This window comes from Psychrobacter urativorans, assembly GCF_904846675.1.
Lineage (GTDB): Bacteria > Pseudomonadota > Gammaproteobacteria > Pseudomonadales > Moraxellaceae > Psychrobacter > Psychrobacter urativorans_B.
In genome coordinates this window covers 39,154-60,192 of the sequence record NZ_CAJHBT010000011.1, presented here as the reverse complement: position 1 = coordinate 60,192, position 21,039 = coordinate 39,154, and the positions used below count along the sequence as shown (strand labels likewise).

Genomic DNA, 21,039 nt, shown 5'->3' with positions numbered 1-21,039 from the left:
TAAGGAGCTGGTCTTATGTCTTATCATCTGCCTTCAATTCCTATTCGCAAATTTGCTAGCGCCATTATTAAAGGTAACATGGTTCACCGTGCTGTCGCCATCAGTGCTGTGATTGGTACTTCAGTCATGGTTAGTGCCTGCCAAAAGACGCCAGAGCCTGAGACAGACGCTCAAGTCGAAACTGATATACAGAGTACGCCGATCACTACTAACACTAGTGATGGTAATAATGAAACCACAGAAGTCGAAGTAATCAATGTACAAGATAGTACAGTAGAGACCGAACGTGAGGGTAATCTCGCTGATTTCGAAAACAATATCGGCGCTGAAGGCGTAACCCCCAATGCTGAAACCACGACTCCTAGCCCAGAACAGGCAATAAAAGGGGTGCAAGTTACTGATGTACGCTATCGCAACGCTGCAGGTGAAACGTTAACAGTTGTCTTTGAAACCTCAGCAACAGGCGTACTCAATGCTATCGTCACCTTGTCTAATAACAAAAAAATGACCTTAAGTGCCCCAGAAGGACAAGGCAATAATCCTACCTATCGCTCAACCGATGGTAATATCGAGCTGGTCAGTCACGGTGGGGGTAATTCAATAGATCTGATGCAAAATAATAAAGTCACCAGTTTTGATGCTGTCAGCGCTGAGGCTGAGGTCGTTACTCGACCCTAATACTGGGCTATAGTGAGGCTAAAAAACTTTGCTGGTCTTTTATTTCTACTACTTTTTATCATCCTAAAATGATATTAAAGGCCTAATTTTTGTCGTAATCGTGATAATAAACCACGTTTTGCTTGGTTGGCAGCTGTGGGCTGGTTGTCAATTTGATTGGCTGCTTCTGGAGTCGCTGTGCTACTCGGCATAGTAGCAGAACTTAAGGAATGCCGCGCCATATCTGCAGCGGTGAATTCTAAATCATAGCGCCACTTAACATGGTATCTATCAAGCCCTTGGTTACGCCATTCATACTAATAGAACACTTTTGGTTTTAGTTTTGGCTATGCCGTTACTGAAGGCAATTGGCACGGTCCCGCACCTTGGGTCGTGACTGTGACCACAGCACCTGTCAAAGAAAATAGCTGCTGCAGCTGATTTTGGGCATTTTGTAGCGCCATATTCATCACATCGCCGCGACAGGCGCGCTCCAACACTTCTTTTTTAGCCATGCTTTGTGCCTGTTTTAATACTTCAGGATCAACTTGCATCATGCCAAAAACGCCCGTCTGCCAATCATATATCTCAATATCATCCAAATAAACCGAAAATATCTCTGAGGGCGGTAAGGTTATATTAATCTGCGGCATAATGGATACCGGTACATTGGCATCAATACCTTGTACATCATTATCAGCTAGCTGCTCGATGGGCTGAACTATTTGTACCATTTCAGGCGTTAGCACGCTTAGATCAATACCGGCCTCTACGCGACCACGAACAATAAACAAGCCTTTTTGTTCATCCTGCCACAGCTTCGTCCAACTGCCTTGACGTTGACTGGTAATGACCGTATCGACACTGAAAGCGACCGTCTGCAGGCGATTGAGCTGTTGTATTTGTGTGACCACGCCTTCGCGGGTAATAATCTCAATTGGCTCTTCTGCTGGGCGATTTTGACCAATATAAAAAATCATTGCGAATATCACCACAATCAGAATTACCGTTAGCCACCACATCATTGTACTCGGTTGTTTTTTAGGCTGTTTATCAGGATTGGTCATTTAAGATACCTTAAAGTGTTAGCGTTAATAATTATAAATATGGCAAAAAAATAAATAAATCCTATAACTACTACTTATTGCAGTAACTTCAAGTAATAACTACTACTTTTCTACACAATTGCTTATAAACACGCTTATAAAAGGAATCATTATCTATAGTATGTCGCGCTAAAAACCATCCAATAACGGTACGATTCTCTGTCCTCTTTAACGGTTTATGCCTTGTTCGAGCTGAAAACAAAAAAGTCATTGCGTCTTAGCCGAAGTTTACCTAACATAGTCCGATGGTATCGATAAAATATCGACATATATCTATATATTAGATTGTTATTTCAGGCTGGCAGAGCATTAAGTATGTTGGCTATTTACACCTCTATAAAATTTTTGCCCATTGTTGTTGTAGTTATAGATAAACAGTAGCTATAAAGGCAAGCTGGCAGCGGCTATCAGCCAAATGCTCAGCGCCCTACTTCTTATTTATTTTTATTTTATCGTTGATAAGGTTATTCTTTATTTATGAAAGCCAGTCAGTTTTTGTTTGCCACGCTAAAAGAGACCCCAAGTGACGCCGATATTGCCTCAAGCCAATTAATGGTGCGTGCCGGTCTTATTCGTAAAATCGCTTCTGGATTATATATTTGGTTGCCTATGGGGCTGCGCGTCTTGCAGAAGGTCGAACGTATTGTTCGCGAAGAGATGCAAAATGTCGGCGCGCAAGAAGTGCTGATGCCCATGACCCAGCCTGCTGAGCTCTGGCAGATAACCGGTCGCTTTGATGATTATGGTCCCGAGCTTCTGCGTTTTAAAGACCGCCATGACCGCGACTTTGTGTTAGGGCCGACGCATGAAGAAGTCATTACTAACTTAGCACAAGGCGAGCTGCGCAGTTATAAGCAGTTGCCGATTACCTTCTTTCAGATTCAAGGTAAATTCCGTGATGAGATTCGTCCCCGTTTTGGGGTGATGCGCGCGCGTGAATTTACCATGAAAGATGCGTATTCATTTCATGTGGATCAAGCATCATTAGCCAAGACTTATCACGAGATGTATGACGCCTACACGCGCATATTTACGCGCTTAGGTCTGAACTTCCGTGCCGTACAAGCAGATACCGGCTCGATTGGTGGCTTTGCCTCGCATGAGTTTCATGTTTTAGCTGATAGTGGTGAAGATGATATTGCCTTCTCAGATTCTTCTGATTATGCCGCGAACGTTGAGCTTGCCGAATCGGTCAGTACCGCTGAGCGTCAACCACCACAAAAACCGCGCGAAAACGTCTTAACAGAAGATATGACAACCTGTAAAATGGTTGCTGAACACTTGAATATTCCACTATCAACCACTGTTAAAACGCTTATTGTACATGGTCATACGGAAGACGAGAAGCCGCAGCTGATTGCTATTGTCCTACGTGGTGATCACAAACTCAACACTATTAAAGCTGAAAAAATAGAAGAAGCCAACGTTCCACTTACCATGGCATCAGATGAGGAGCTAAGAGCGGCGGGTCTGCATAAAGGCTACATTGGTGTTGACTTAGATATGCCAGTCTTTGTTGATCGTTCAGCAGCAGCATTGTCTGACTTTGTCTGCGGCGCTAATGAGATCAATAAACATACCACTGGTATGAACTGGGCGCGTGATACTCGAATCACCCGCATTGTCGATGTCCGTAATGTTCAAGAGGGCGATCCGTCCCCAGATGGTAAAGGCTCGCTACAAATCAAACGCGGTATCGAAGTCGGCCATATCTTCCAGCTGGGTGATAAGTACTCTCAAGCGATGAACTGCAAAGTTTCAGGCGAAGACGGTAAGCCAGTTACCTTATTGATGGGCTGTTACGGTGTTGGCGTTAGTCGTATTATTGCCGCTGCTATCGAGCAAAATTATGATGAAAATGGCATTATTTGGCCGCCAACGCCAGACGTTAGTGATTCACTGGCACCATTCGAAGTGGCTATCGTACCAATGAAATCCAAAGAAGAGACCGTCATGCAAACGGCAACTGCCCTTTATGATGAGCTAAAAGCACTGGGTATCAACGTCTTACTCGATGATCGCAATGAGCGCCCAGGGGTGAAGTTTGCTGATCTTGAATTGATTGGTATTCCTCATCGTATCGTGGTCTCTGATCGCAACCTTGCCGAAGACAAGTACGAATACGTCAATCGCCGTGCTGATGAAAAGCTAATGTTAAGCCGTGAAGAAGTACTGGCAAAGGTTAATGGCTAATAAGTTTAAAAAGAAAATCCTAGCCACAAAAAAGCGCCCTATTTATGGGCGCTTTTTTGTGGCCATAACCTTACTTCGTTGAAACCAGTCCATTTTATGGATGCTAATACTCACTGGCGAATCAAACGACTTGGTTCAGGTAGCAGACTTAAATCACTGACTCGGCAAGGGTTGATATCAATACCACCACGACGCGTATACCATGCCCGCACCATTAATGCGCTTGGCTGATAATACCGGCTCAAGTCAGCAAATATCTGCTCAACGCATTGCTCATGAAAACCATTGTGCTGCCGAAAGCTTAGGATATAACGCAGCATATTGGCATTATCAACTGTTTGAGTACTGGTCATAGTAACCGCTAAAGTACCCCAATCTGGCTGATTGGTCACCGGACAATTACTGCGCAGTAGATTAGAATAAAAAGTATAGGATTGCCCTTCTTTGCTATCCATTTCAGCAGTACTCAACTCTTCCGTTGTAGCAGTGCTCGTTTCTATCGTAGATGCGGCAAGCAGCAAGACGTCCGGATGGACAGTTAACGCCACTTTATCCGGGCTACCCGCTAATGCATTATCAATACAGACGCCATCAGGCTGCGTAATCAACAGCCTTGACTCGCTATCATTTAGACTAATTAACTCGACTTTTACGTCCGCTTGTACGCAAGCTGATAAGTCTTTAGCAATCAGCGTTTGTACTTCTTGCCAACTACTGAACTCAGTAAAGTTAATACTATTTAAATACAACTTCAACGATTTGGATTCAACGATAAAAGGCGAGTTTGCCGGAATACTAAAACGCGCCATTGCCACTTGCGAGATACCTTTCGGATTGAGCCACGACATCTCAAACGCATGCCACCAATCTACCCCAACTTGCAGCTTATCGTCCTGCCAGTCAATCACATCGCGCCCAATACTCCGCGCTATGGGATATAACGCTTCTGGACTATACTGGGTTGGATAATCAGTGGTTTTCTCGCCTAAAATACCGTGAATACTCATTTATGTTTCCTCATAAAATCAGATACCTATTGTTGATTATCAGTGTTCATTTATTACTAAATTTATTGTCTATGACTTTTATTGAGCTTAATTTTTATCTACAAACGAATACGGGAGCCGTTACTCAGTAGGCGATAAGAGAGAATATAGAACACCACACAAAATATAAAAATGGCTAGCATCGAATACCAAACGTTGACATCAGAATAACCGAGAATACCGTAACGGAATGCGTTGACCATATAGACGATAGGATTCAGGAGTGAGATGTTGTACCAAAATGTTGATAAGTTTTCCATCGAATAAAACACCCCACCAAGAAAGGTCAGCGGTGTCAGTACAAAGCTTGGAATAATAGTGATGTCATCGAATGAGCGTGCATATGCCGCATTGATAAAGCCGCCAAGCGAGAACAGAATAGACGTTCCAAGCACCGTAAATACAGTAACAAACAGATGCTCAATACCAAGCTTAGTAAAGAATAACGCGACGATAGAGACAATGAGGGCAATAATTAAACCACGAAAAATACCGCCACCGATGTAACCCATTAATATGGCGTGCTTGGAGACTGGAGACACTAACAGCTCTTCAATACTGGCGGTAAATTTAGCACTAAAAAAGCTCGAGACCACATTAGAATAACTATTGGTAATCACTGCCATCATAATGAGACCAGGAACGATAAATTGCATGTACGGTACGCCGCCCATCTCGCCCACCCGCGAGCCAATCATCTTACCAAAGATGACAAAGTATAAAGCCATCGTAATGACCGGTGGCAACAGGGTTTGTGGCCAAATCCGAAGAATTCGACGAATCTCTTTTACTAATATAGTGCGAAATGCAATCCACTTTTTGTCCCAAGACATCTTCTCATTAGGATCTATAACTATCTGCTGTCTCATAGCCCTACCTCCTTCATACTGTCCTCATTCTGAACGTTTTTGTCTACTAGACTCATAAACAGCTCCTCTAGGCGGTTGGATTTGTTACGCATACTGGCCACCTCGATATCAAGCTTGGTAAGCTGCTCAAAGACACAGTTGAGCGACTCGCCTTCACTCAGCGTCACCTCCACCGTCAACTCATCAGGCTGAGAAATCTCTGTTACCTTATCAATGACTAAAGGCTGCGTGAGTGGCTGGGTCAAATCCAAGACAAAAGTTTCAACGGACAACTGGGCCAGCAAGTCTTTCATTTCAGTATTGATACGAATCTCGCCATGATCCAAAATCGCAATGCGCTTACACAGCTGTTCTGCTTCCTCAAGATAATGAGTGGTGAGAATAATAGTGGTATTTTCTTCGATGTTAATTTGCTGCATGAATTCCCACATTGAGCGGCGCAGCTCAATATCGACCCCCGCAGTGGGCTCATCAAGAATCAATAGCTTAGGCTTATGAATCAGCGCCCGCGCAATCATCAAGCGTCGCTTCATGCCACCTGATAGCTCCCTTGACATACTCCCGCGTTTATCCCACAGACCCAATGCTTTTAGCAAGCGCTCGGCACGTGGTTTTGATTCTTTAGCAGATATACCGAAGTAACCCGCTTGCGTAACGAGAATATCTTCCACTTTTTCAAACTGGTTAAAGTTAAACTCTTGCGGTACCACGCCTAAATACTGCTTGGCAACTGAAGGATTGGCTAACAGGTCGGCACCAAAAATATGCACACTGCCCGACGTGGGTTGAAATAGCGAGCTGATAATGCCAATCATCGTTGACTTGCCGGCACCGTTCGGCCCAAGTAATGCAAAAAAACCACCTTGGGGCACCGTTAAGCTGACATCTTTTAATGCCGAAAAGCCATTAGCATAAGTTTTGGATAAATGCTTAATAGAAAGCGCTGGTACTTCAGACATGAATACCTCGTGTTGTTGATGTATGGAGCGTTGATGTATGGAGCATAGTTAGTTTATAGAACATAATTGATATGACAAAAGTCGTTATGCTCTAATGTGAGGCTAATACTGATGGATTTCAACTGTGCTCTGCTATAAGCTCGATATGAGTATAACCAATCATCAATCACAAAAAAGCGCCTATCTCAATAGATGAAATAGGCGCTTTGCAAGCTTAGTTAATAAACTGTGCGGCAAACATTACCAACCAAAACAACAAGCTGATAAATTAGCTGGCTTCACCAACCATGTAATCAACAGCGTTCTGTACTTCTTCATCAGGGATATCAGCACCACCTTTAGCAGGCATGGCATTGAAACCGTTGATAGCATGGGTATATAAGGTATCCGTACCCTTAGCAATATGCGGTGCCCAAGAGCCAGCATCACCTAAAATCGGTGCACCGAGCAGGCCTGCTGCATGACAAGTATGACATACCGCATTATATACTGCAGCACCATCACGGGGGCCATCACCAGCCGACGGACCAGAAGAGCGCGCAGTTACATCGCAGATCTCACCTTCTTCAAAGCACACACGACCCACTGGCTGAATACGCGCAATAAGGTTAGGGTACAATGCGATTAACTTTTGCACTTGTGGCGTATCTTCTGGAATAGGCTCTTCGTCAGCTGCGGCTACGACTGGCGCGGCGTCTTCAGCCGGAGCGTCGTCGGCATCGGTTGTATCGGCGGCGGCCTGCGTCTCGTCACCAAGCACTTCAGGGACATCTGCTACAGCGTCCTTACCTTCTGCTACATCAGAGATGGTTACAGGAGTGTCTGGGATATCTTCAGCTTGGCTCACTGCGATACTAGCGATTCCTAGAAGGGCAGCTGCCGATAACATAACTACTTTTCTCATTCGTCACGTTCTCTTATTGCGTATACAAGGGGCTGGCTCAACGTGAATGCGCTGCTTGTCCTCATTTAATAACATCGTCATCAATGGCAAACAGGCTTCAAATTAGCGGGCACAATTGTAATCGGTGATCATCAATGGTCATTCTCCTTATCATTATAAGGGAAAAGACGGTCAGATTGCCATGCCTGTTTACTGACTATCTTGTTTTTTCTTAAAAAACTTCAATCGCCAGCTTCGCGCATTGGCTTTTGGGCATTTATTTGTTAGACTAAGCGGTCTTTATTTTTCGACACTGTTTATTAATACTACTTATTAATAATACTTAAAACGACGGTCACTAAACGCGAATGCGCTCAATCGTAATCACTTTAAACCGTTATACTTTTATGCAGTCCTACTTCTTAAACAGTCGTATTATGCGCTCGTAGCTCAGTTGGATAGAGTATCGGTCTCCGAAGCCGAGGGTCGTGGGTTCGATTCCCGCCGAGCGCACCAATAATCTGCATTGTCTTTGTCTATTTCTGTCATCACATCATAAAACGTCTTTTCAGGCTCAAGCCTTGCCATTTCTGCCATTCGGTAGATTTCAAAGGGTGATGGTTTCGTCCTTCCTCTCTTCCAGTCGCTAAATCTGCTTTCTTGTACTTCCATCTTTTCAGCCATAATTTTCTGTGACTTTTCATAATATTTAGCCCTTGCTATGAGCATTTCTAGTTTCATGGTGTTCTCCTATGCTTGCTTAGTTCCGAAAATTGTTATAAATTACATTTTTCGGAGTTCCAGATATTCGAATTAATCTCATATTACACTATTAAAATTAAGAAAGTATGTCTGAACGTAACTGATCTACTTGTGGAATAACTGGATAACGAAGCGCTTTATATCCTGCTTCTCTAACCATTGCGTCACGTTCTGCGTCTTTATCTTCTTTACCTATGTGGCTTTTATCGTCCAGTTCGATAACTGCCAGTATTTGAAAGTTTTGGTCGGCAATTACAAAATCGGCAATTTTTTGGCTAAATCTGTTTCGAGTTGCATAGCTGCTTGTCCATAGTATTCCACCCAATGCGACTTGAACGAATATATGACATTCGGGGACTGCTTGTTTTAATTCATTGAACATCATCTTTTCATGATTGGTTATTAAATAGCTGGATTTTATTGGAGTTTGATAATTCTTTTTTGATTCAATCGTTTTACTTGATTCAATCGTTTTACTTGATTCAATCGTTTTACTTGATTCAATCGTTTTACTTGGTTCAATCGTTTTACTTGGTTCAATCGTTTTACTTGATTCAATCGTTTTACTTGGTTCAATCGTTTTACTTGGTTTGCTTGGACTGTTCATTGCAAATATTACGAAGCCTGCAATGGCTACGAATATCAATAAGATAATTAAGAAGCTCATATTTTGACCTTTATGTTTTATTTATGATTTATGATTTATTTTGGAGTAGTTGCCATGAATTATCAGCCATTCTTTGAAATGCATATCTTACTATCTGAGCAGCTTATTAGTGAGTTACAAGCTCAAAAGCCTGCTATAGCTCTGTTGTTATTTCTTACTATTTTAGCTATTTATTTTGCGTCTACAGCCATACATAGCGCTCTAAAGTTGCTACGCGCACCCAGGCGCAACTATCCAGCGCATAGTAAAGTAATTGCTAATGATTGATTTTATTATTGTATTTCTAACTATATTTATTTCTCTATCTGGTGGCGCTTTCGCCTTATGCATGGTTTTCACAAGATTTTAAATTAAATTAGTAACTTCACCGTGATTTTTACGGTCGAGTTATTAATCATTGATAACGTCACTTTTGTTATTAATGATTAATGACTGACCCACAAGCGACAAACAATGTCGTTAATTTCCCAATCTATCAAAGCTTGTAATTAGGCTAATCAGGTGCTCTTTATGGCTATACATACGTTTATGACAGATAGAGAGTATGAGCAAACTGCGCTTGATTTGGCTGCTCGGCTTATATTCGATAGGGCTAGTGAAATAATGTCTGATGGTAATCCTGTAACCGATAGTGTTATGGCTTTAAGTGTATTGTCTAACGCTGCGGTATTTGCTAGTTATTCGAACACATCAATTAACGTGTATTTCAATATTTTAGATACTGAAAATGCGCAAAATGTTGGGTATGAGGAAGATAACAAATGAGTATTCAAAATGATTACCCCACAGTCAAGCCGTCAGAGTTCAAAGATTTAGCAGGGAAGAAAGTTGATACCCTCATTAATAACATGAGGGTTAATTTGGAACGTTGCCCGCGTGCGAAGGCTCAATGGATTGCGGAACGTCAGAAGGTACGCGGCGAAGCATTATCGACTACAGAAACAATAGTAATTAGCGGTCGTAAGCCAAAGGTTCAAACTATCCGTCAGCCTATTAATGGACAGGTTGCAATGATCGACTGGCTAAACGTGACCTTTGACGTCGCAACGTTGGGTGAAAAGTTCAGACGTACTAATGAAGATGATGATGAGTATATGGCACTTTGTCAGGCTGCGGTTGCTGAAATGTCAGAGATGCTAACTAAGATTTTTGGTAAAAAGTACGGTGTAATTAACCAACGCCAGAATGGTGCTAATTTTTATAAGTATTCTTTTGATTTTGGGGAAAACTACGGAAAAATATGTATAGGTGGTCAACGTGATAGTGTCCTAATAATGCTTAACGGTACTGGCTGCTCCCTTGCTCCAGTAGGCTGGGAAAAATACATGCATGAGTTTCTAACGACTATCGCAAAAAAACCTAAAATCTCGCGTATTGACTTGGCACATGATGACTTAAACGGCGATTATTTAGATATACACGTTTTAGACCAGATGGAAACTGACCAATTATTTCACTGTGGCGGTGCTCGTCACGATGTGGGTCAGTTAGGTAATTGGAAGCATGGCGATCCTAATAATAAAGGTTTAACGCTTAATTTAGGGGTTCGCGAGTCTGGCAAGTTCACACGGTTTTATGAGAAGGGCAAAAAGTCAGGCGATAAAGATGGTAAGTATTCGCGCTGGGTGCGCGCAGAAGTTGAGTTCAAAGCCAATGACCGTGTTATACCCTTTGATGTGCTCTTAGATCCAAGTTCTTATTTTATGGGTGCTTACCCTGTATTTGCTGACCTATTTGATTATGAACGTATTAATAAGTTAGAAATTATCCAAAAGAGTGCACAAATTACATTACAGCATAGTTTTGACTGGCTAAAGACCCAGGCTGGCAAATATTTTAGTTTTTACAGTACTTTTATGAGTCCAGAAGAAATAATTGAAATGATTAAAAGTGATGATCCAGATGATGTACCTGTACGTCTACATTTACCCTATGCGTTTGCTATACAACAGGCATTACTAGGCAACGTTTTATTTTCAGAAAATAGAGAGGTTTATAATGCAAATCATACCAATGCAGCTTGAAATTACTGGCGCAGTACCGTCTAAATTCCAGATTGATGACTATATAGAAGATTGCGTTAATGTCTCTGCTTTGGTCGCATTGGACGAAACACAAGGCGGTATAGGTCGCGGTGCTGAAATATTCAAATATAAAACATCGACTGATATATCAGAGTTTAAAGACATTGATTTTACTAATCCTGTCGTTGCTGATTGCCAAGTTGAAATGGTTAAAAAAGGGAAAAAGATGGTCTTAGTCTTAAAGTCATTAAAATTCAAGCAACCTGCTGTGCAACCAGTTAAGGCTTAACCATGAATCCTTATAATTTGTTTATGTACACATTTGTTTTTGCTGCGATTGTTGTCTTAGTCGTTTGGCTAATAATTCCTAAAAAAGATAAGTAATCAATTATGCCAAGTGAAGTATTCGATGCTAAATATCTTTGTATTAAATTAAATACAGATAATCCGGCATTATGTGACGCTTGGCAACAAGTTCAAACAGGTAACTTCATTACGCCTGAGTTAGCAGCGCAAATAATAATGTTTGCGTTTATCATTAATATCGTCGTATATGCTTTTGTTGCTATTCGGCGTGTCATTTAAGGAATATTACAATGCTAGAAAACCAAAATGAAGTACAAGTAATCGAAGAAGCAATCAATCCACCAGTAGGCATCTTAATGATGCGTTACTTACCTCCTGTTACTGCTGTCGCTGCAATGGTTTTCGCCAGTGCTGCTAATGCTGCTGAGTTTGATTTGGACATTGCAAGCGTACTAGTTATGATTGGTGTCGTCGTTGCTGCTGTTACTTCTGTAGGTCTTGCTACGTTATCGTTGGCATTGACTGTCAAATCGTTCAAGTATGTTAAAAGCGCGTTCTAATTTAATTAGTTAGCGTTACGCCCTGTCATGGTGTTAGCGCATTATGATGGGGTTTTTTATGACTGCTCAAGATGGCTTATATATAATATTTATCGTCATATCTTGTATGGCTATCCGTGACTTATTTAGCAGGTTATAAAATGCGTAAAATTATTTATTTATTTTTATCTATATTTCTAATATTTTCAAGTGTTACTAGCTCTTATGCTGCTGTTTCGTCTTGGAAAGTTACCAATGCCGTCAGTCGTGGTGCTCGTGTCGTTGTATCTGCCACTAATAGTGGTTATAAGTCTGCTGTTAATGTCGCGCCTAATGTTGGTCGTGTTGGTAAGATTTTAGTTAAAAAGGGTAATAGTGCGTTTTTAGCTTATGCGCTTATCTCTGCTGCTGTTGATCATGTTATGGACCCCGCTAATAATACCGTTAAGTTAAAAGTACCTGCGGTTGAGGGCGAGTATTATTGGACATATCCCAGAGCTAATATTAGGGCAGAAAGTCCCGAAGAAGCTTGTGCTATTAGATTTTCTGGTACTCCATATAAGGTTGAATATCTCGAATTTAATTCTTCGGGTACTCAAGCTGCTTGTGTCTATCTTTCTTATAACGGCCAGCCTAGGAAGACTGATACAGTTGACAGAGTGACTATAAGAGCTGCCGAAGATGCCAAGGAAAAAGTAGTTCCTATTGATTACTTGCCTAGTTCTATAGTCGAAAGTGCTGCCAGTGCTGTTGTTAGTGATGGCATGGCTGGTGATGCTAAAGCTAAAGATATTTTGAAAGCTGCTGCTGTCGAGTCTGTTGTGGCTGGTGATTTTGACCGTGATTTAATGTCTGGTGCTATTCCTATTAATGATCCTAAGCCTGTCATTCCTGCTGTTCCTATCGGTCAAGATGGTGACGTTGGCGCTGGTGTGATTGGTGGCGAAGTTGGCGCTGCTGCTGATGCTGCTAGAGATGCTGCCGAATCTGCTGCTCGTGCTGCTGGTGCTGCCGTTGATGCTGCTAAAGATGCTGCTGATGATGCTAGGCGTGCTGCTGATGAAGCCAAAGACTTGATAAGCTCTAGTGTTGACCAAGCAATTAAAGATGCTGCTATTGCTGCTGCTGCCGAAGCTGCTAAATCTGCTGCTGATGCCAGAGAAGTCGCTGATTCTGCGCTTGGTGAGTCTGCTAAAGCTGCTAAAGATTCTGCTAAAGCTGCAAAAGATGCTGCAAAGGCTGGTACAAAAGGCGTAGCTGATGCTCAGGGTGCGCTTGATGTTGCTGTAATTACTGGTGATGCTGCCAAGATTAAAGCGGCTGAAAAAGCTCTAGCTGATGCTCAAGCGAAATCTGACGCTGCTACTAAAGCTGCTGATAAAGCCAAAGAAGCGGCTGATGATGCTGCTGCTGCCAAGCCTGATGCTGTACCTTTTGCACTTCCTGCCTTTTGTACTTGGGCTAGTGTTGTCTGTGAGTTTACAGAATGGGTAAAAACTGAGCCTGAAGAACCACCCGAAGGAAGCGGAATGATAGACATAGAAGAACCGTCAGAAACCATGCATGAAGGCATTTTAGAACGTATGTATATCTCGATGCCTGCTGAATGTCCTCCCGATGTCCCTTTAGAATTTATGGACGTAAAAATATTTTTTCCCATGCATATATTTTGTCAGTTTGCTTCAATGATGAAGCCATTAATCTTATTATTTGCATATATTAAAGGTCTTTCTATTATTGGTACTGGTCTGTCATAAGGGGTTAATCATGGGTGGTTTAATTGGTTTATTTTCTAAGTTATTTAGTGGATTTTCTAAGACAGGGTTAAAAACTGTCTTATTGGGTGCTGGCATTGGGCTTGCGTCGGCTGGTGTAAGTCTTGTTGTTATTAATTACTTTGTGTCGAAGATAGTAGATGTTTCCGGTGATATTGGTTATGGCGTGATTGGTATTTTTGGCATTGCTGGAATGGATAAAGCCATGTCTATTATTATAGGTTCTTACGTGTTAAAAGCCATGCTTAGTAAAGGCTCGTTATCTTTCAGAAAAATAGGCACTAAATGATAATAAAAGAATAAATTTTTGGGAAAAATTTATTCTTTTATTATCATTTAGTGAATAGTATTATGTCTAGTATATTGGGTCGTTCTAGTATTCTTATTACAGGTCTTGAAGGCTCTGGTAAATCACATTTTGTTATGAGTCAGATCAAGCAAATATTGGACATGCCAGATAATGAGTATGAGATATATTTGGCTAACGTTGATGGTGTTGCTTTAGTTGATGCTCAATTTCATGTCGTCCAACCTGAGTTTTCTTGGGTCGATGATGCGCCTAAAAATAGTATTGTTATTTATGATGAAGCTGGAACGATAGAACGTTTTAATAATACTAAGACTAAGATTAATAGTCACATAGATGTTGAAACTTTAACGATGCGTAGGCATAAAAACGTCTTGGTTATCTTTGTGACCCAAGATGCCAAGCTCGTCCACTCTGGGCTACGGTCTTTAATAAAGTTTCATTTTCATTTTTCTAATCCTTATAGCTCTAGGACAGAAACAAAATGCTTTATTACTGCTGGTGTGAATGACTCCTCACCTAAAAAGACTATTATTGAAGAATTTGATCACAAGCTTGATCCTACTATTTTCCCCTTGTATAAGTCTGTTGATGAAGGGGTTAAGCATGACCAAAAAACGGTAAAGAATAAAAAAGCGGTGTTAATGCAGCGCATAGCTATATTATCCCTTATTCTTGCTATCCCTATTTTCATAGGTATGTTCTTTTTGATAAAAAAAGTTAGGCATGACCAATTTGATACAGAATCGGTAAATGCTAAAGTTAATTCTAAAGTTGCTGATACGGCAAAAGATTTTAGTGACAGGGCTAACCCTACTACTCAGACAAATGGTGATGTTACTTTACAACAGAATAATTATGATGCTACGCGCTCCTTAGAGCTATACAAGGAACGTTTGCCCGATAACTATAGAGCTACTGTGAATAACGATGATTTGCGGGTCTCAGGCGTTGTTATGATGCGTGGTAACTGTAAGGCTTATAACGGTCATGGTGAGTTCATTAATATATCTCAGATTGAGTGCGTGGGTTATACTGAAACAGTCGGTTCTATGCCAAAAGCTAATAGAAATGGTCAACGTATTACCAATCAGACTGGTGCAACCGAAGAGAATGATGATCCTGAAAAAAACAGGGGTTCTAATGAGGTTATTGCTAATCCAATTCCAATTCCGCAAAATCCTACTTAGTCTTTGTTTGTCTAATATTTGCCACGAAAAACCTAATATTTTTGCTATTTAAAAGAGGGTTATAACTAAAATGGAATTACCTACATATATCAAAGAAGTTCGTCAGCAGCTATTAGCTGATGAGATATCATGGCGTGAGGCGCTTGAATGTTTGCAAGAAGCTACTAAAAAGAAAAAGCCTTGGCAGTATAAAGAATGGAGGCAAGAGCGTGCTATTTTAATTAAGGATTCATGCCTTCAATGCGGTATAAGTGCTGAGTCAGTGCCAATGGTATTGCAGCACTTGTGGCAGCCAAGAAAGCTTGCTATTATTTTTGATCAGTTAACGACAGCTAAGATTGCTGCTAATGCTGATTTAAGAAATCAGTATATTGATAGTCTTAAGAAAAATAGTAAGAAATTAAACAATATAGTTATTGGGGATAGAGAGTGTTGCCCTAAGTGCGAGTCTACAAGTATAAAGTTTTTAAAAGGGAGTCAGGCATGGAAGTGTAGTGGGACGAAATCATGTAAAACCATTACTGGCTATAATCGTAAGGTGACTTGTGGCAACTTATTCAAAGAGCCTGCAGTCAGAAAAGAGTTAACTCCTGAACAAAAAAGAGAAATATCTAAGATTAAGCAAGATATTTGGAGCAAAGCTTGTGTTAAATTCGATGAAAAATCCATTAGAGAGAGTCATGGAAAGCAAGCAATTCTTGAATCCATACAAGATAGTGAGAGATACTATTCTTTAAAAGATACCACTACTTTTTGTAAGAAATGTGCTTATTTAATGGATATAAAGAAACTTTTGTTATGCCCTAACTGTAATGATTTCTTGCCTATATCCCATGTTTTGATTTGCTCGCCTATAATGTTTATTCATTAGGTTAATTATGTAATTATATGTAACTAATAATTGCGCTATGTGGGTCTCCGAAGCCGAGGGTCGTGGGTTCGATTCCCGCCGAGCGCACCACTTCTTTGCTTTAGCCTCTCCTCGTATTACCTCTGCTTTACCGAACATCTAATCTTTAGCCAATAACTGACCTTCAGTAATACTAGTCCTTAGCTACCAATTAAAATTAGCTCTTTTATAATAGTCAATTTTTATAGTAGTCATTAATTGCTCTACATTCTAAAATGGCATATCAAACTATTAACAAATAAACAAAGCTGCATATTTTTGGGATTAGTTAATTTTAATAAGTAGGTGATAGATAGCACAATGATAGCTATTGTATACTGCTGAGTCATCCACTTTGATTTATACCCCGCTCAATCGTCTTATCCAATTATCTTGTTCACTCCACTTATTCAGCCTCTTGCAGATTCGCACTTAATTGTGCGCGGCTGGGAGGGCGGTGGTAATTAATAATGGGTACATCACCTAAGCGGCGCTGACCGACGGCAAGTTTTTTATCAATAGTAATCATCGCGAGTTTTTTACCCTGCTTAAGGATGAGTAAATGGTTGCCCTTGCGGGTCACGCGATAATTTTTAAAGTCTTTTTTGAGCAGTACCGCTGTTTTTTGCAAGGCATCATTAACCGGTATCTTTTTGCCAGATGTCTTTTTATTTCTATTTTTACTATCTTTCTTAGCTCCGCGCCTATGTGCCAGTAACCACAGACCGGCAACCACCGCTAGAAATATGACAAGCCACCAAATTCCGTCTATCATAGGGTTATGCATCCATTATCAGCAAGGGTTAAGCCATGTTAGCAGAATTAACACCAGAAATAGTCATTCAAATGCAGCGTGCAGCGACATTATTGCAAGCGGCGCCGCGTATTTGTGTTTTGACAGGGGCTGGGGTTTCAGCAGAAAGTGGTATTCCTACTTTTCGCGACAAGCAAACCGGCCTGTGGGAGCAGTACCGCGCTGAAGATTTGGCCAGTCCTGCGGCTTTTGCTCGGGATCCGAAGCTGGTATGGTCATGGTATCAATGGCGCCGGCAATTAGTGCATGATAAAATGCCCAATCCTGCGCATCAGGCTCTTGCAGAATGGCAAAAAAATGCTGAATCATCTAAGAGACAACTGACTTTAATCACCCAAAATGTTGATGACTTACATGAACAAGCGGGCAGTACGGTCACTCATTTACATGGTTATCTGTGGCGTAATCGTTGTAGCCAATGTGATGCGTCTTATAATTATGAGTCAACTAATCACGAATCAACACACTTAAACAGTAGCAAAGATGCCATTGAGTTCGATGATGAATTGATAGCTTGCCCTCATTGTGAAGGTTATATTCGCCCAGACATCGTTTGGTTTGGTGAGTCGCTGCCGGCTAGCGCGTGGCAAACGGCAGAACAGGCAGCGGCCGATTGTGACGTATTCATCAGTGTTGGTACTTCAAGTCTGGTCTATCCTGCTACAGGATTGGCACAATTGGCGAAGCAAAATGGCGCAACCATTATTGAGATAAATCCCAATCCTACGCTCAATACTGTGGTCGATATCATATTGGCTGCGAAGGCTGGAGTCGTCATGCCATTATTGCTAGAACAAATAAAGCTACTTTAGAAAGACCACCGTATCCAATAGCTCGTTGCCAGCTGGATCATTCTCAAGACGATAGTACTGACTTAATAACTGGCCAATATCGTCTAATAAATCAGCTAAGCTGTCTTCTGTCTTTTGGTTGGCGATACCGGCTATCGCTTTATCACACATCGCCCGCCATACTGTGGGGCTAACGTGAGCGCTGATACCACGATCAGCGACAATGTCTAAGCTTTGTTCACAGATATTCACGTAAACTAAGACGCCTGTATTTTCTTCGGTGTCCCACACTCGGTACTCACTGAATAAATCAAGCGCACGCTCACGGCAGGTAAGATGATACGCCGCTTGGATAGGCAAATGGTTCTCTATCACTAAAAATATCTCACCGCGATGACCACGCTCCGACTCAGTAACTTTTGCGGTTAGGTGCGCTTTGACTTCTGCTGTCACCCATTTGCTATGCAGCATCGGGACAAACAAGACTTGACGCCACCAGCGGGCAAAACTCGCCTGTGATGAAGGTAAGTTGTTTTGTGCCATTATATTATTTCCTCAAATATGCTATTGCCACGGGTTAGCTTGCGAGCGTTAAATTATTGCTGTCATTAGTTTTATCTGCAATGGTTATAGAAGTTTTATTTTATAACCGTTTAGTCTGATAAATAGTCTACCATGAACCACCCGCGCCGCCGCCACCGAAGCCACCACCGCCGCCACCGAAGCCGCCGCCACCAAGTCCACCACCGCCGAAGCCGCCGCCACTTCCGCCACCTAAGCCCGGCATAAAGACCATACCGCCACCGCCGCCGCGCCCGCCACGACCACCGCCGCCACGACCGCGCGAAATGAGGAACATCCATAAGAATATGGCCATGATGAGAGTCATAAAGAAGCCACCACCTAAGGCCAATGAGCCGGCAAAAAATCCGCCTGCGGTCAAGATAGAACCTAATACTCGGCCAAATATATTGGTGATGAAGCTGCCGAATATCATTGCCATAATAAAGAGGAATATCGGTGAGGGAATTTCATCTGAGCCTTGCTGCGCGCTACGCTCAGCGGCCTGTGCATCAGCACGTGCCAATACTTCAGGGTCAGCTTTAAGGCGCTCTTCAATACTATTAATACCATTTGATATCCCCTCAAAATATTTGCTCCCATTCTCAGGTTTAAAATAAGGGGTAATGTTTTCACGGATAATACGGTTTAGGGCGGAATCAGGCAAGACTCCTTCGAGACCATAGCCTGATTGTATATACATATCTCTATCATTCACGGCTACTAATATTAGCAAACCATCATCGGTATCAGCCTCTCCTAACTGCCATTTTTCAGCAGTTTGTAAAGAGTAGTCAAATATAGGCACCCCATTGGTCGTGGGTACAATCACCACTGCGGCTTGTGCCAGACCTTGAGAGTAGATACTTTTTAATTGCGCTTCAAGACGTTGTTTTTGTTGTGGGTTTAAAATATTAGCTTCATCAACCACAGGATTGTTAAGTATAAGCTTATCTGCATCAACGGCAGCGGCACTCGACTGTACTGGTGGTAAGTTAGTTTTAGTCTGTGCGCCGGAACTGTTAGCGCCATCAGCATCAGCAGCCGTATTGGTGTTCAAGGCATCGTTGCCAAGCACCGTCTCATTAATGGCTTCATTACCCAGCACTGCGTCGTTGATGGCTTCATTGGCTTCGCCTGCCTTTGTAAGAGCGACTAGATCCTCAACGCTACGATTTTGACCATTAATAGTACTATTGGCAGCGGTACTATTAGCAGCGGTACCATCAGCATCAGCGACAGCAACGTCATTCGGCGCGGCATACAACGCTGTGACGCTAGTAGCGCTGAGCGTGAAGAGTAATGCTGATACGATTGCTTTTGAATTATTCATCTGATTTTTACCACCTCAAGTGCTATCCGTGCTGATATACGAAAATATCTTTTTATGGGGGAATACCTTCCTGTAGAAAGACACCTTCTTATTGGAAGTTGGAAAGTATTTCCATAATTTCCTAACTTTAACTATTAATCCCTACTTTAACTATTCGTTAGTTACTCAGCAATCGCAGCATTGTCATCACCGAAATCAACGGTCGGAGCAGTAGATATTTCTGCTTCATTGGCTACCGTAAAGTTTGGCTTCGTTTGCATGCCAAATACCTTCGCAGTGATATTAGTTGGGAACTGGCGTACCGTGGTGTTATAGCCTTGCACTTCTTGGATATAACGATTACGCGCAACCGTGATACGGTTTTCTGTGCCTTCTAACTGCGCCTGCAAGTCTTGGAACAGTGCATCAGACTTGAGCTCAGGATAACGCTCAGAGACCGCCATCAACCGCGATAAAGCGCCGCCCATCTGTGCTTGTGCTTCAGCGTAACGCTCCATTGCTTGCGGGTCGTTCAGCACCTCTGGCGTGATGTTCATGCTGCCAGCACGTGAGCGCGCTTCTGCCACTTGAGTAAAGACGGTTTGCTCTTGGGTCGCGAACTGCTTCACTACTTTGACTAAGTTTGGTACCAAGTCCGTACGGCGCTGGTATTGGTTAACCACTTCTGACCATGAAGCGGTGACTTGCTCGTCTTGCGACTGCAGATTGTTATAACCACAACCGCTTAAGCTGAGAGTTGAAGTTGCTAATATCGCAGATAGTAACATGGGTTTTACGATAGATTTATGAGTCATGCTGGGGTTTCCTAATGATATTAAATGGTTTAGACACATATTAAATGGTTTAGACACATATTAAATGGTTTAGACACATATAGTCTGGTTATATGCTGCTAATAATGGCGTCATCACTGCTCTTTTACAATTGACCGTTACCAAAACACAACCGCAAAGCAGGCTTATAATCAAGCAGACCCCCGCCTTATATTATTGAAAGCGCCTATTGTTACTCATCGACAGCTAGTCTTACTATTGTTTTCAGTATTTATTACTGGCCAGATTAAAAGCCACTTAATTAGTTTATAGCCACTGATTCATAAAATAAATTTTACCTGTTACACTATATTGGTTGGGTATTCGATTATAGTGAGACGATTAATAGAGATTAGCAATAGAGAAAAACAGGGGACAATTCAAAAATTTCCTAGTAATTCATCCTAAACTATGGCAAATTGCAGTTACATAGCCGTACGGTTTGCATACATTTAGTAATGGATTTATGACTTATTTAGGATTAAAGGAACATACTCTATTGAAGTTTGACGCCCCGAAGAGAGAACCGACACGGCTCATAGCAGGTTGATTAATA

23 protein-coding genes and 1 tRNA gene are annotated in these 21,039 nt (G+C 41.8%); 13 read left to right on the top strand and 11 right to left on the bottom strand.

What is annotated here, in order from left to right:
- Nucleotides 1-15: 15 nt before the first annotated feature.
- Nucleotides 16-678 (top strand): hypothetical protein, encoded by a 663-nt coding sequence (locus JMY06_RS06915; protein ID WP_227672223.1) that lies wholly within the window; start codon nt 16-18, stop codon nt 676-678.
- Nucleotides 679-752: 74 nt separating this feature from the next.
- On the opposite strand, the gene JMY06_RS06910 is transcribed toward JMY06_RS06915, so the two are convergent.
- Entirely contained in the window at nt 753-899 is a 147-nt protein-coding gene (locus JMY06_RS06910) for a hypothetical protein (protein WP_201617483.1), read from the bottom strand.
- A gap of 105 nt (nt 900-1,004) precedes the next feature.
- Nucleotides 1,005-1,724 (bottom strand): DUF4230 domain-containing protein, encoded by a 720-nt coding sequence (locus JMY06_RS06905; protein WP_201617481.1) that lies wholly within the window; start codon nt 1,722-1,724, stop codon nt 1,005-1,007.
- A 516-nt stretch (nt 1,725-2,240) separates the two neighbouring features.
- On the opposite strand from JMY06_RS06905, the gene JMY06_RS06900 reads away from it, so the two are divergent.
- Nucleotides 2,241-3,956, top strand: a complete 1,716-nt coding sequence (locus JMY06_RS06900; RefSeq protein WP_201617479.1) for a proline--tRNA ligase — start codon at nt 2,241-2,243, stop codon at nt 3,954-3,956.
- 110 nt (nt 3,957-4,066) lie between these two features.
- On the opposite strand, the gene queF is transcribed toward JMY06_RS06900, so the two are convergent.
- From queF to JMY06_RS06880, 4 genes are all read right to left on the bottom strand, one after another.
- Nucleotides 4,067-4,963, bottom strand: a complete 897-nt coding sequence (gene queF, locus JMY06_RS06895) for an NADPH-dependent 7-cyano-7-deazaguanine reductase QueF (RefSeq protein WP_201617477.1) — start codon at nt 4,961-4,963, stop codon at nt 4,067-4,069.
- 98 nt (nt 4,964-5,061) lie between these two features.
- Complete coding sequence (locus JMY06_RS06890) at nt 5,062-5,835, bottom strand: ABC transporter permease (protein ID WP_201617535.1); 774 nt, start codon at nt 5,833-5,835, stop codon at nt 5,062-5,064.
- A gap of 32 nt (nt 5,836-5,867) precedes the next feature.
- Nucleotides 5,868-6,830, bottom strand: a complete 963-nt coding sequence (locus JMY06_RS06885) for an ABC transporter ATP-binding protein (RefSeq protein ID WP_201617475.1) — start codon at nt 6,828-6,830, stop codon at nt 5,868-5,870.
- Between the two features lie 268 nt (nt 6,831-7,098).
- Nucleotides 7,099-7,719, bottom strand: coding sequence for a c-type cytochrome (locus tag JMY06_RS06880; RefSeq protein ID WP_413786259.1), 621 nt, complete (start codon nt 7,717-7,719; stop codon nt 7,099-7,101).
- Nucleotides 7,720-8,152: 433 nt separating this feature from the next.
- On the opposite strand from JMY06_RS06880, the gene JMY06_RS06875 reads away from it, so the two are divergent.
- A tRNA-Arg gene (locus tag JMY06_RS06875) sits at nt 8,153-8,229 on the top strand.
- Nucleotides 8,230-8,551: 322 nt separating this feature from the next.
- Here the strand turns inward: JMY06_RS06875 and JMY06_RS06870 are convergent.
- Nucleotides 8,552-9,142: a DUF2726 domain-containing protein gene (locus JMY06_RS06870; protein WP_201617473.1), complete on the bottom strand. Its 591-nt coding sequence runs from the start codon at nt 9,140-9,142 to the stop codon at nt 8,552-8,554.
- A 510-nt stretch (nt 9,143-9,652) separates the two neighbouring features.
- Here JMY06_RS06870 and JMY06_RS06865 point away from each other — a divergent pair.
- The 9 genes from JMY06_RS06865 to JMY06_RS06825 all read left to right on the top strand — a co-directional run bounded on the left by JMY06_RS06865 (nt 9,653) and on the right by JMY06_RS06825 (nt 16,154).
- Nucleotides 9,653-9,907 carry a hypothetical protein gene (locus JMY06_RS06865; RefSeq protein WP_201617471.1) on the top strand — a complete coding sequence of 85 codons (255 nt, stop codon included), beginning with the start codon at nt 9,653-9,655 and terminating at the stop codon, nt 9,905-9,907.
- Nucleotides 9,904-11,166 (top strand): replication initiation factor domain-containing protein, encoded by a 1,263-nt coding sequence (locus JMY06_RS06860; protein ID WP_201617469.1) that lies wholly within the window; start codon nt 9,904-9,906, stop codon nt 11,164-11,166. The genes JMY06_RS06865 and JMY06_RS06860 overlap by 4 nt, the downstream gene beginning before the upstream one ends.
- Nucleotides 11,141-11,455: a hypothetical protein gene (locus JMY06_RS06855; RefSeq protein ID WP_201617455.1), complete on the top strand. Its 315-nt coding sequence runs from the start codon at nt 11,141-11,143 to the stop codon at nt 11,453-11,455. Before JMY06_RS06860 ends, JMY06_RS06855 begins: the two co-directional genes overlap by 26 nt.
- Nucleotides 11,456-11,556: 101 nt before the next feature.
- Nucleotides 11,557-11,751, top strand: a complete 195-nt coding sequence (locus tag JMY06_RS06850; protein WP_201617454.1) for a hypothetical protein — start codon at nt 11,557-11,559, stop codon at nt 11,749-11,751.
- An 11-nt stretch (nt 11,752-11,762) separates the two neighbouring features.
- Nucleotides 11,763-12,032 carry a major capsid protein gene (locus JMY06_RS06845; RefSeq protein ID WP_201617453.1) on the top strand — a complete coding sequence of 90 codons (270 nt, stop codon included), beginning with the start codon at nt 11,763-11,765 and terminating at the stop codon, nt 12,030-12,032.
- 140 nt (nt 12,033-12,172) lie between these two features.
- Nucleotides 12,173-13,768, top strand: coding sequence for a virulence factor TspB C-terminal domain-related protein (locus tag JMY06_RS06840; RefSeq protein ID WP_201617451.1), 1,596 nt, complete (start codon nt 12,173-12,175; stop codon nt 13,766-13,768).
- A 10-nt stretch (nt 13,769-13,778) separates the two neighbouring features.
- Nucleotides 13,779-14,075 carry a DUF2523 family protein gene (locus JMY06_RS06835; protein ID WP_201617449.1) on the top strand — a complete coding sequence of 99 codons (297 nt, stop codon included), beginning with the start codon at nt 13,779-13,781 and terminating at the stop codon, nt 14,073-14,075.
- Nucleotides 14,076-14,137: 62 nt separating this feature from the next.
- Entirely contained in the window at nt 14,138-15,283 is a 1,146-nt protein-coding gene (locus JMY06_RS06830; RefSeq protein ID WP_201617447.1) for a zonular occludens toxin domain-containing protein, read from the top strand.
- 70 nt (nt 15,284-15,353) lie between these two features.
- The gene (locus tag JMY06_RS06825; RefSeq protein ID WP_201617445.1) at nt 15,354-16,154 is read left to right on the top strand and encodes a hypothetical protein; all 801 of its coding nucleotides are present in this window, start codon (nt 15,354-15,356) and stop codon (nt 16,152-16,154) included.
- 424 nt (nt 16,155-16,578) lie between these two features.
- On the opposite strand, the gene JMY06_RS06820 is transcribed toward JMY06_RS06825, so the two are convergent.
- Nucleotides 16,579-16,947, bottom strand: a complete 369-nt coding sequence (locus tag JMY06_RS06820) for a hypothetical protein (protein ID WP_201617443.1) — start codon at nt 16,945-16,947, stop codon at nt 16,579-16,581.
- A gap of 35 nt (nt 16,948-16,982) precedes the next feature.
- Between JMY06_RS06820 and JMY06_RS06815 the strand changes: the two genes are divergently transcribed.
- Complete coding sequence (locus JMY06_RS06815; RefSeq protein ID WP_201617441.1) at nt 16,983-17,798, top strand: NAD-dependent deacylase; 816 nt, start codon at nt 16,983-16,985, stop codon at nt 17,796-17,798.
- Here the strand turns inward: JMY06_RS06815 and JMY06_RS06810 are convergent.
- From JMY06_RS06810 to JMY06_RS06800, 3 genes are all read right to left on the bottom strand, one after another.
- Nucleotides 17,790-18,320 carry a TPM domain-containing protein gene (locus JMY06_RS06810; protein ID WP_201617439.1) on the bottom strand — a complete coding sequence of 177 codons (531 nt, stop codon included), beginning with the start codon at nt 18,318-18,320 and terminating at the stop codon, nt 17,790-17,792. The two genes, JMY06_RS06815 and JMY06_RS06810, sit on opposite strands and share 9 nt — an antisense overlap.
- A 127-nt stretch (nt 18,321-18,447) precedes the next feature.
- Complete coding sequence (locus JMY06_RS06805; RefSeq protein WP_201617437.1) at nt 18,448-19,671, bottom strand: TPM domain-containing protein; 1,224 nt, start codon at nt 19,669-19,671, stop codon at nt 18,448-18,450.
- 161 nt (nt 19,672-19,832) lie between these two features.
- On the bottom strand, nt 19,833-20,465 hold the full coding sequence (locus JMY06_RS06800; protein WP_201527447.1) for a LemA family protein: 633 nt from the start codon (nt 20,463-20,465) through the stop codon (nt 19,833-19,835).
- Nucleotides 20,466-21,039 lie beyond the last annotated feature (574 nt).

Coding starts and splice junctions, on each gene's coding strand:
- JMY06_RS06910 (WP_201617483.1), bottom strand. CDS start 899: ATGGCGCGGCATTCCTTAAGTTCTGCTACTATGCCGAGTAGCACAGCG.
- JMY06_RS06860 (WP_201617469.1), top strand. CDS start 9,904: ATGAGTATTCAAAATGATTACCCCACAGTCAAGCCGTCAGAGTTCAAA.
- JMY06_RS06890 (WP_201617535.1), bottom strand. CDS start 5,835: ATGTCTTGGGACAAAAAGTGGATTGCATTTCGCACTATATTAGTAAAA.
- JMY06_RS06805 (WP_201617437.1), bottom strand. CDS start 19,671: ATGAATAATTCAAAAGCAATCGTATCAGCATTACTCTTCACGCTCAGC.
- JMY06_RS06835 (WP_201617449.1), top strand. CDS start 13,779: ATGGGTGGTTTAATTGGTTTATTTTCTAAGTTATTTAGTGGATTTTCT.
- JMY06_RS06865 (WP_201617471.1), top strand. CDS start 9,653: ATGGCTATACATACGTTTATGACAGATAGAGAGTATGAGCAAACTGCG.
- queF (WP_201617477.1), bottom strand. CDS start 4,963: ATGAGTATTCACGGTATTTTAGGCGAGAAAACCACTGATTATCCAACC.
- JMY06_RS06830 (WP_201617447.1), top strand. CDS start 14,138: ATGTCTAGTATATTGGGTCGTTCTAGTATTCTTATTACAGGTCTTGAA.
- JMY06_RS06855 (WP_201617455.1), top strand. CDS start 11,141: ATGCAAATCATACCAATGCAGCTTGAAATTACTGGCGCAGTACCGTCT.
- JMY06_RS06810 (WP_201617439.1), bottom strand. CDS start 18,320: ATGGCACAAAACAACTTACCTTCATCACAGGCGAGTTTTGCCCGCTGG.
- JMY06_RS06900 (WP_201617479.1), top strand. CDS start 2,241: ATGAAAGCCAGTCAGTTTTTGTTTGCCACGCTAAAAGAGACCCCAAGT.
- JMY06_RS06800 (WP_201527447.1), bottom strand. CDS start 20,465: ATGACTCATAAATCTATCGTAAAACCCATGTTACTATCTGCGATATTA.
- JMY06_RS06850 (WP_201617454.1), top strand. CDS start 11,557: ATGCCAAGTGAAGTATTCGATGCTAAATATCTTTGTATTAAATTAAAT.
- JMY06_RS06880 (WP_413786259.1), bottom strand. CDS start 7,719: ATGTTATCGGCAGCTGCCCTTCTAGGAATCGCTAGTATCGCAGTGAGC.
- JMY06_RS06905 (WP_201617481.1), bottom strand. CDS start 1,724: ATGACCAATCCTGATAAACAGCCTAAAAAACAACCGAGTACAATGATG.
- JMY06_RS06845 (WP_201617453.1), top strand. CDS start 11,763: ATGCTAGAAAACCAAAATGAAGTACAAGTAATCGAAGAAGCAATCAAT.
- JMY06_RS06820 (WP_201617443.1), bottom strand. CDS start 16,947: ATGATAGACGGAATTTGGTGGCTTGTCATATTTCTAGCGGTGGTTGCC.
- JMY06_RS06815 (WP_201617441.1), top strand. CDS start 16,983: ATGTTAGCAGAATTAACACCAGAAATAGTCATTCAAATGCAGCGTGCA.
- JMY06_RS06825 (WP_201617445.1), top strand. CDS start 15,354: ATGGAATTACCTACATATATCAAAGAAGTTCGTCAGCAGCTATTAGCT.
- JMY06_RS06915 (WP_227672223.1), top strand. CDS start 16: ATGTCTTATCATCTGCCTTCAATTCCTATTCGCAAATTTGCTAGCGCC.
- JMY06_RS06885 (WP_201617475.1), bottom strand. CDS start 6,830: ATGTCTGAAGTACCAGCGCTTTCTATTAAGCATTTATCCAAAACTTAT.
- JMY06_RS06840 (WP_201617451.1), top strand. CDS start 12,173: ATGCGTAAAATTATTTATTTATTTTTATCTATATTTCTAATATTTTCA.
- JMY06_RS06870 (WP_201617473.1), bottom strand. CDS start 9,142: ATGAGCTTCTTAATTATCTTATTGATATTCGTAGCCATTGCAGGCTTC.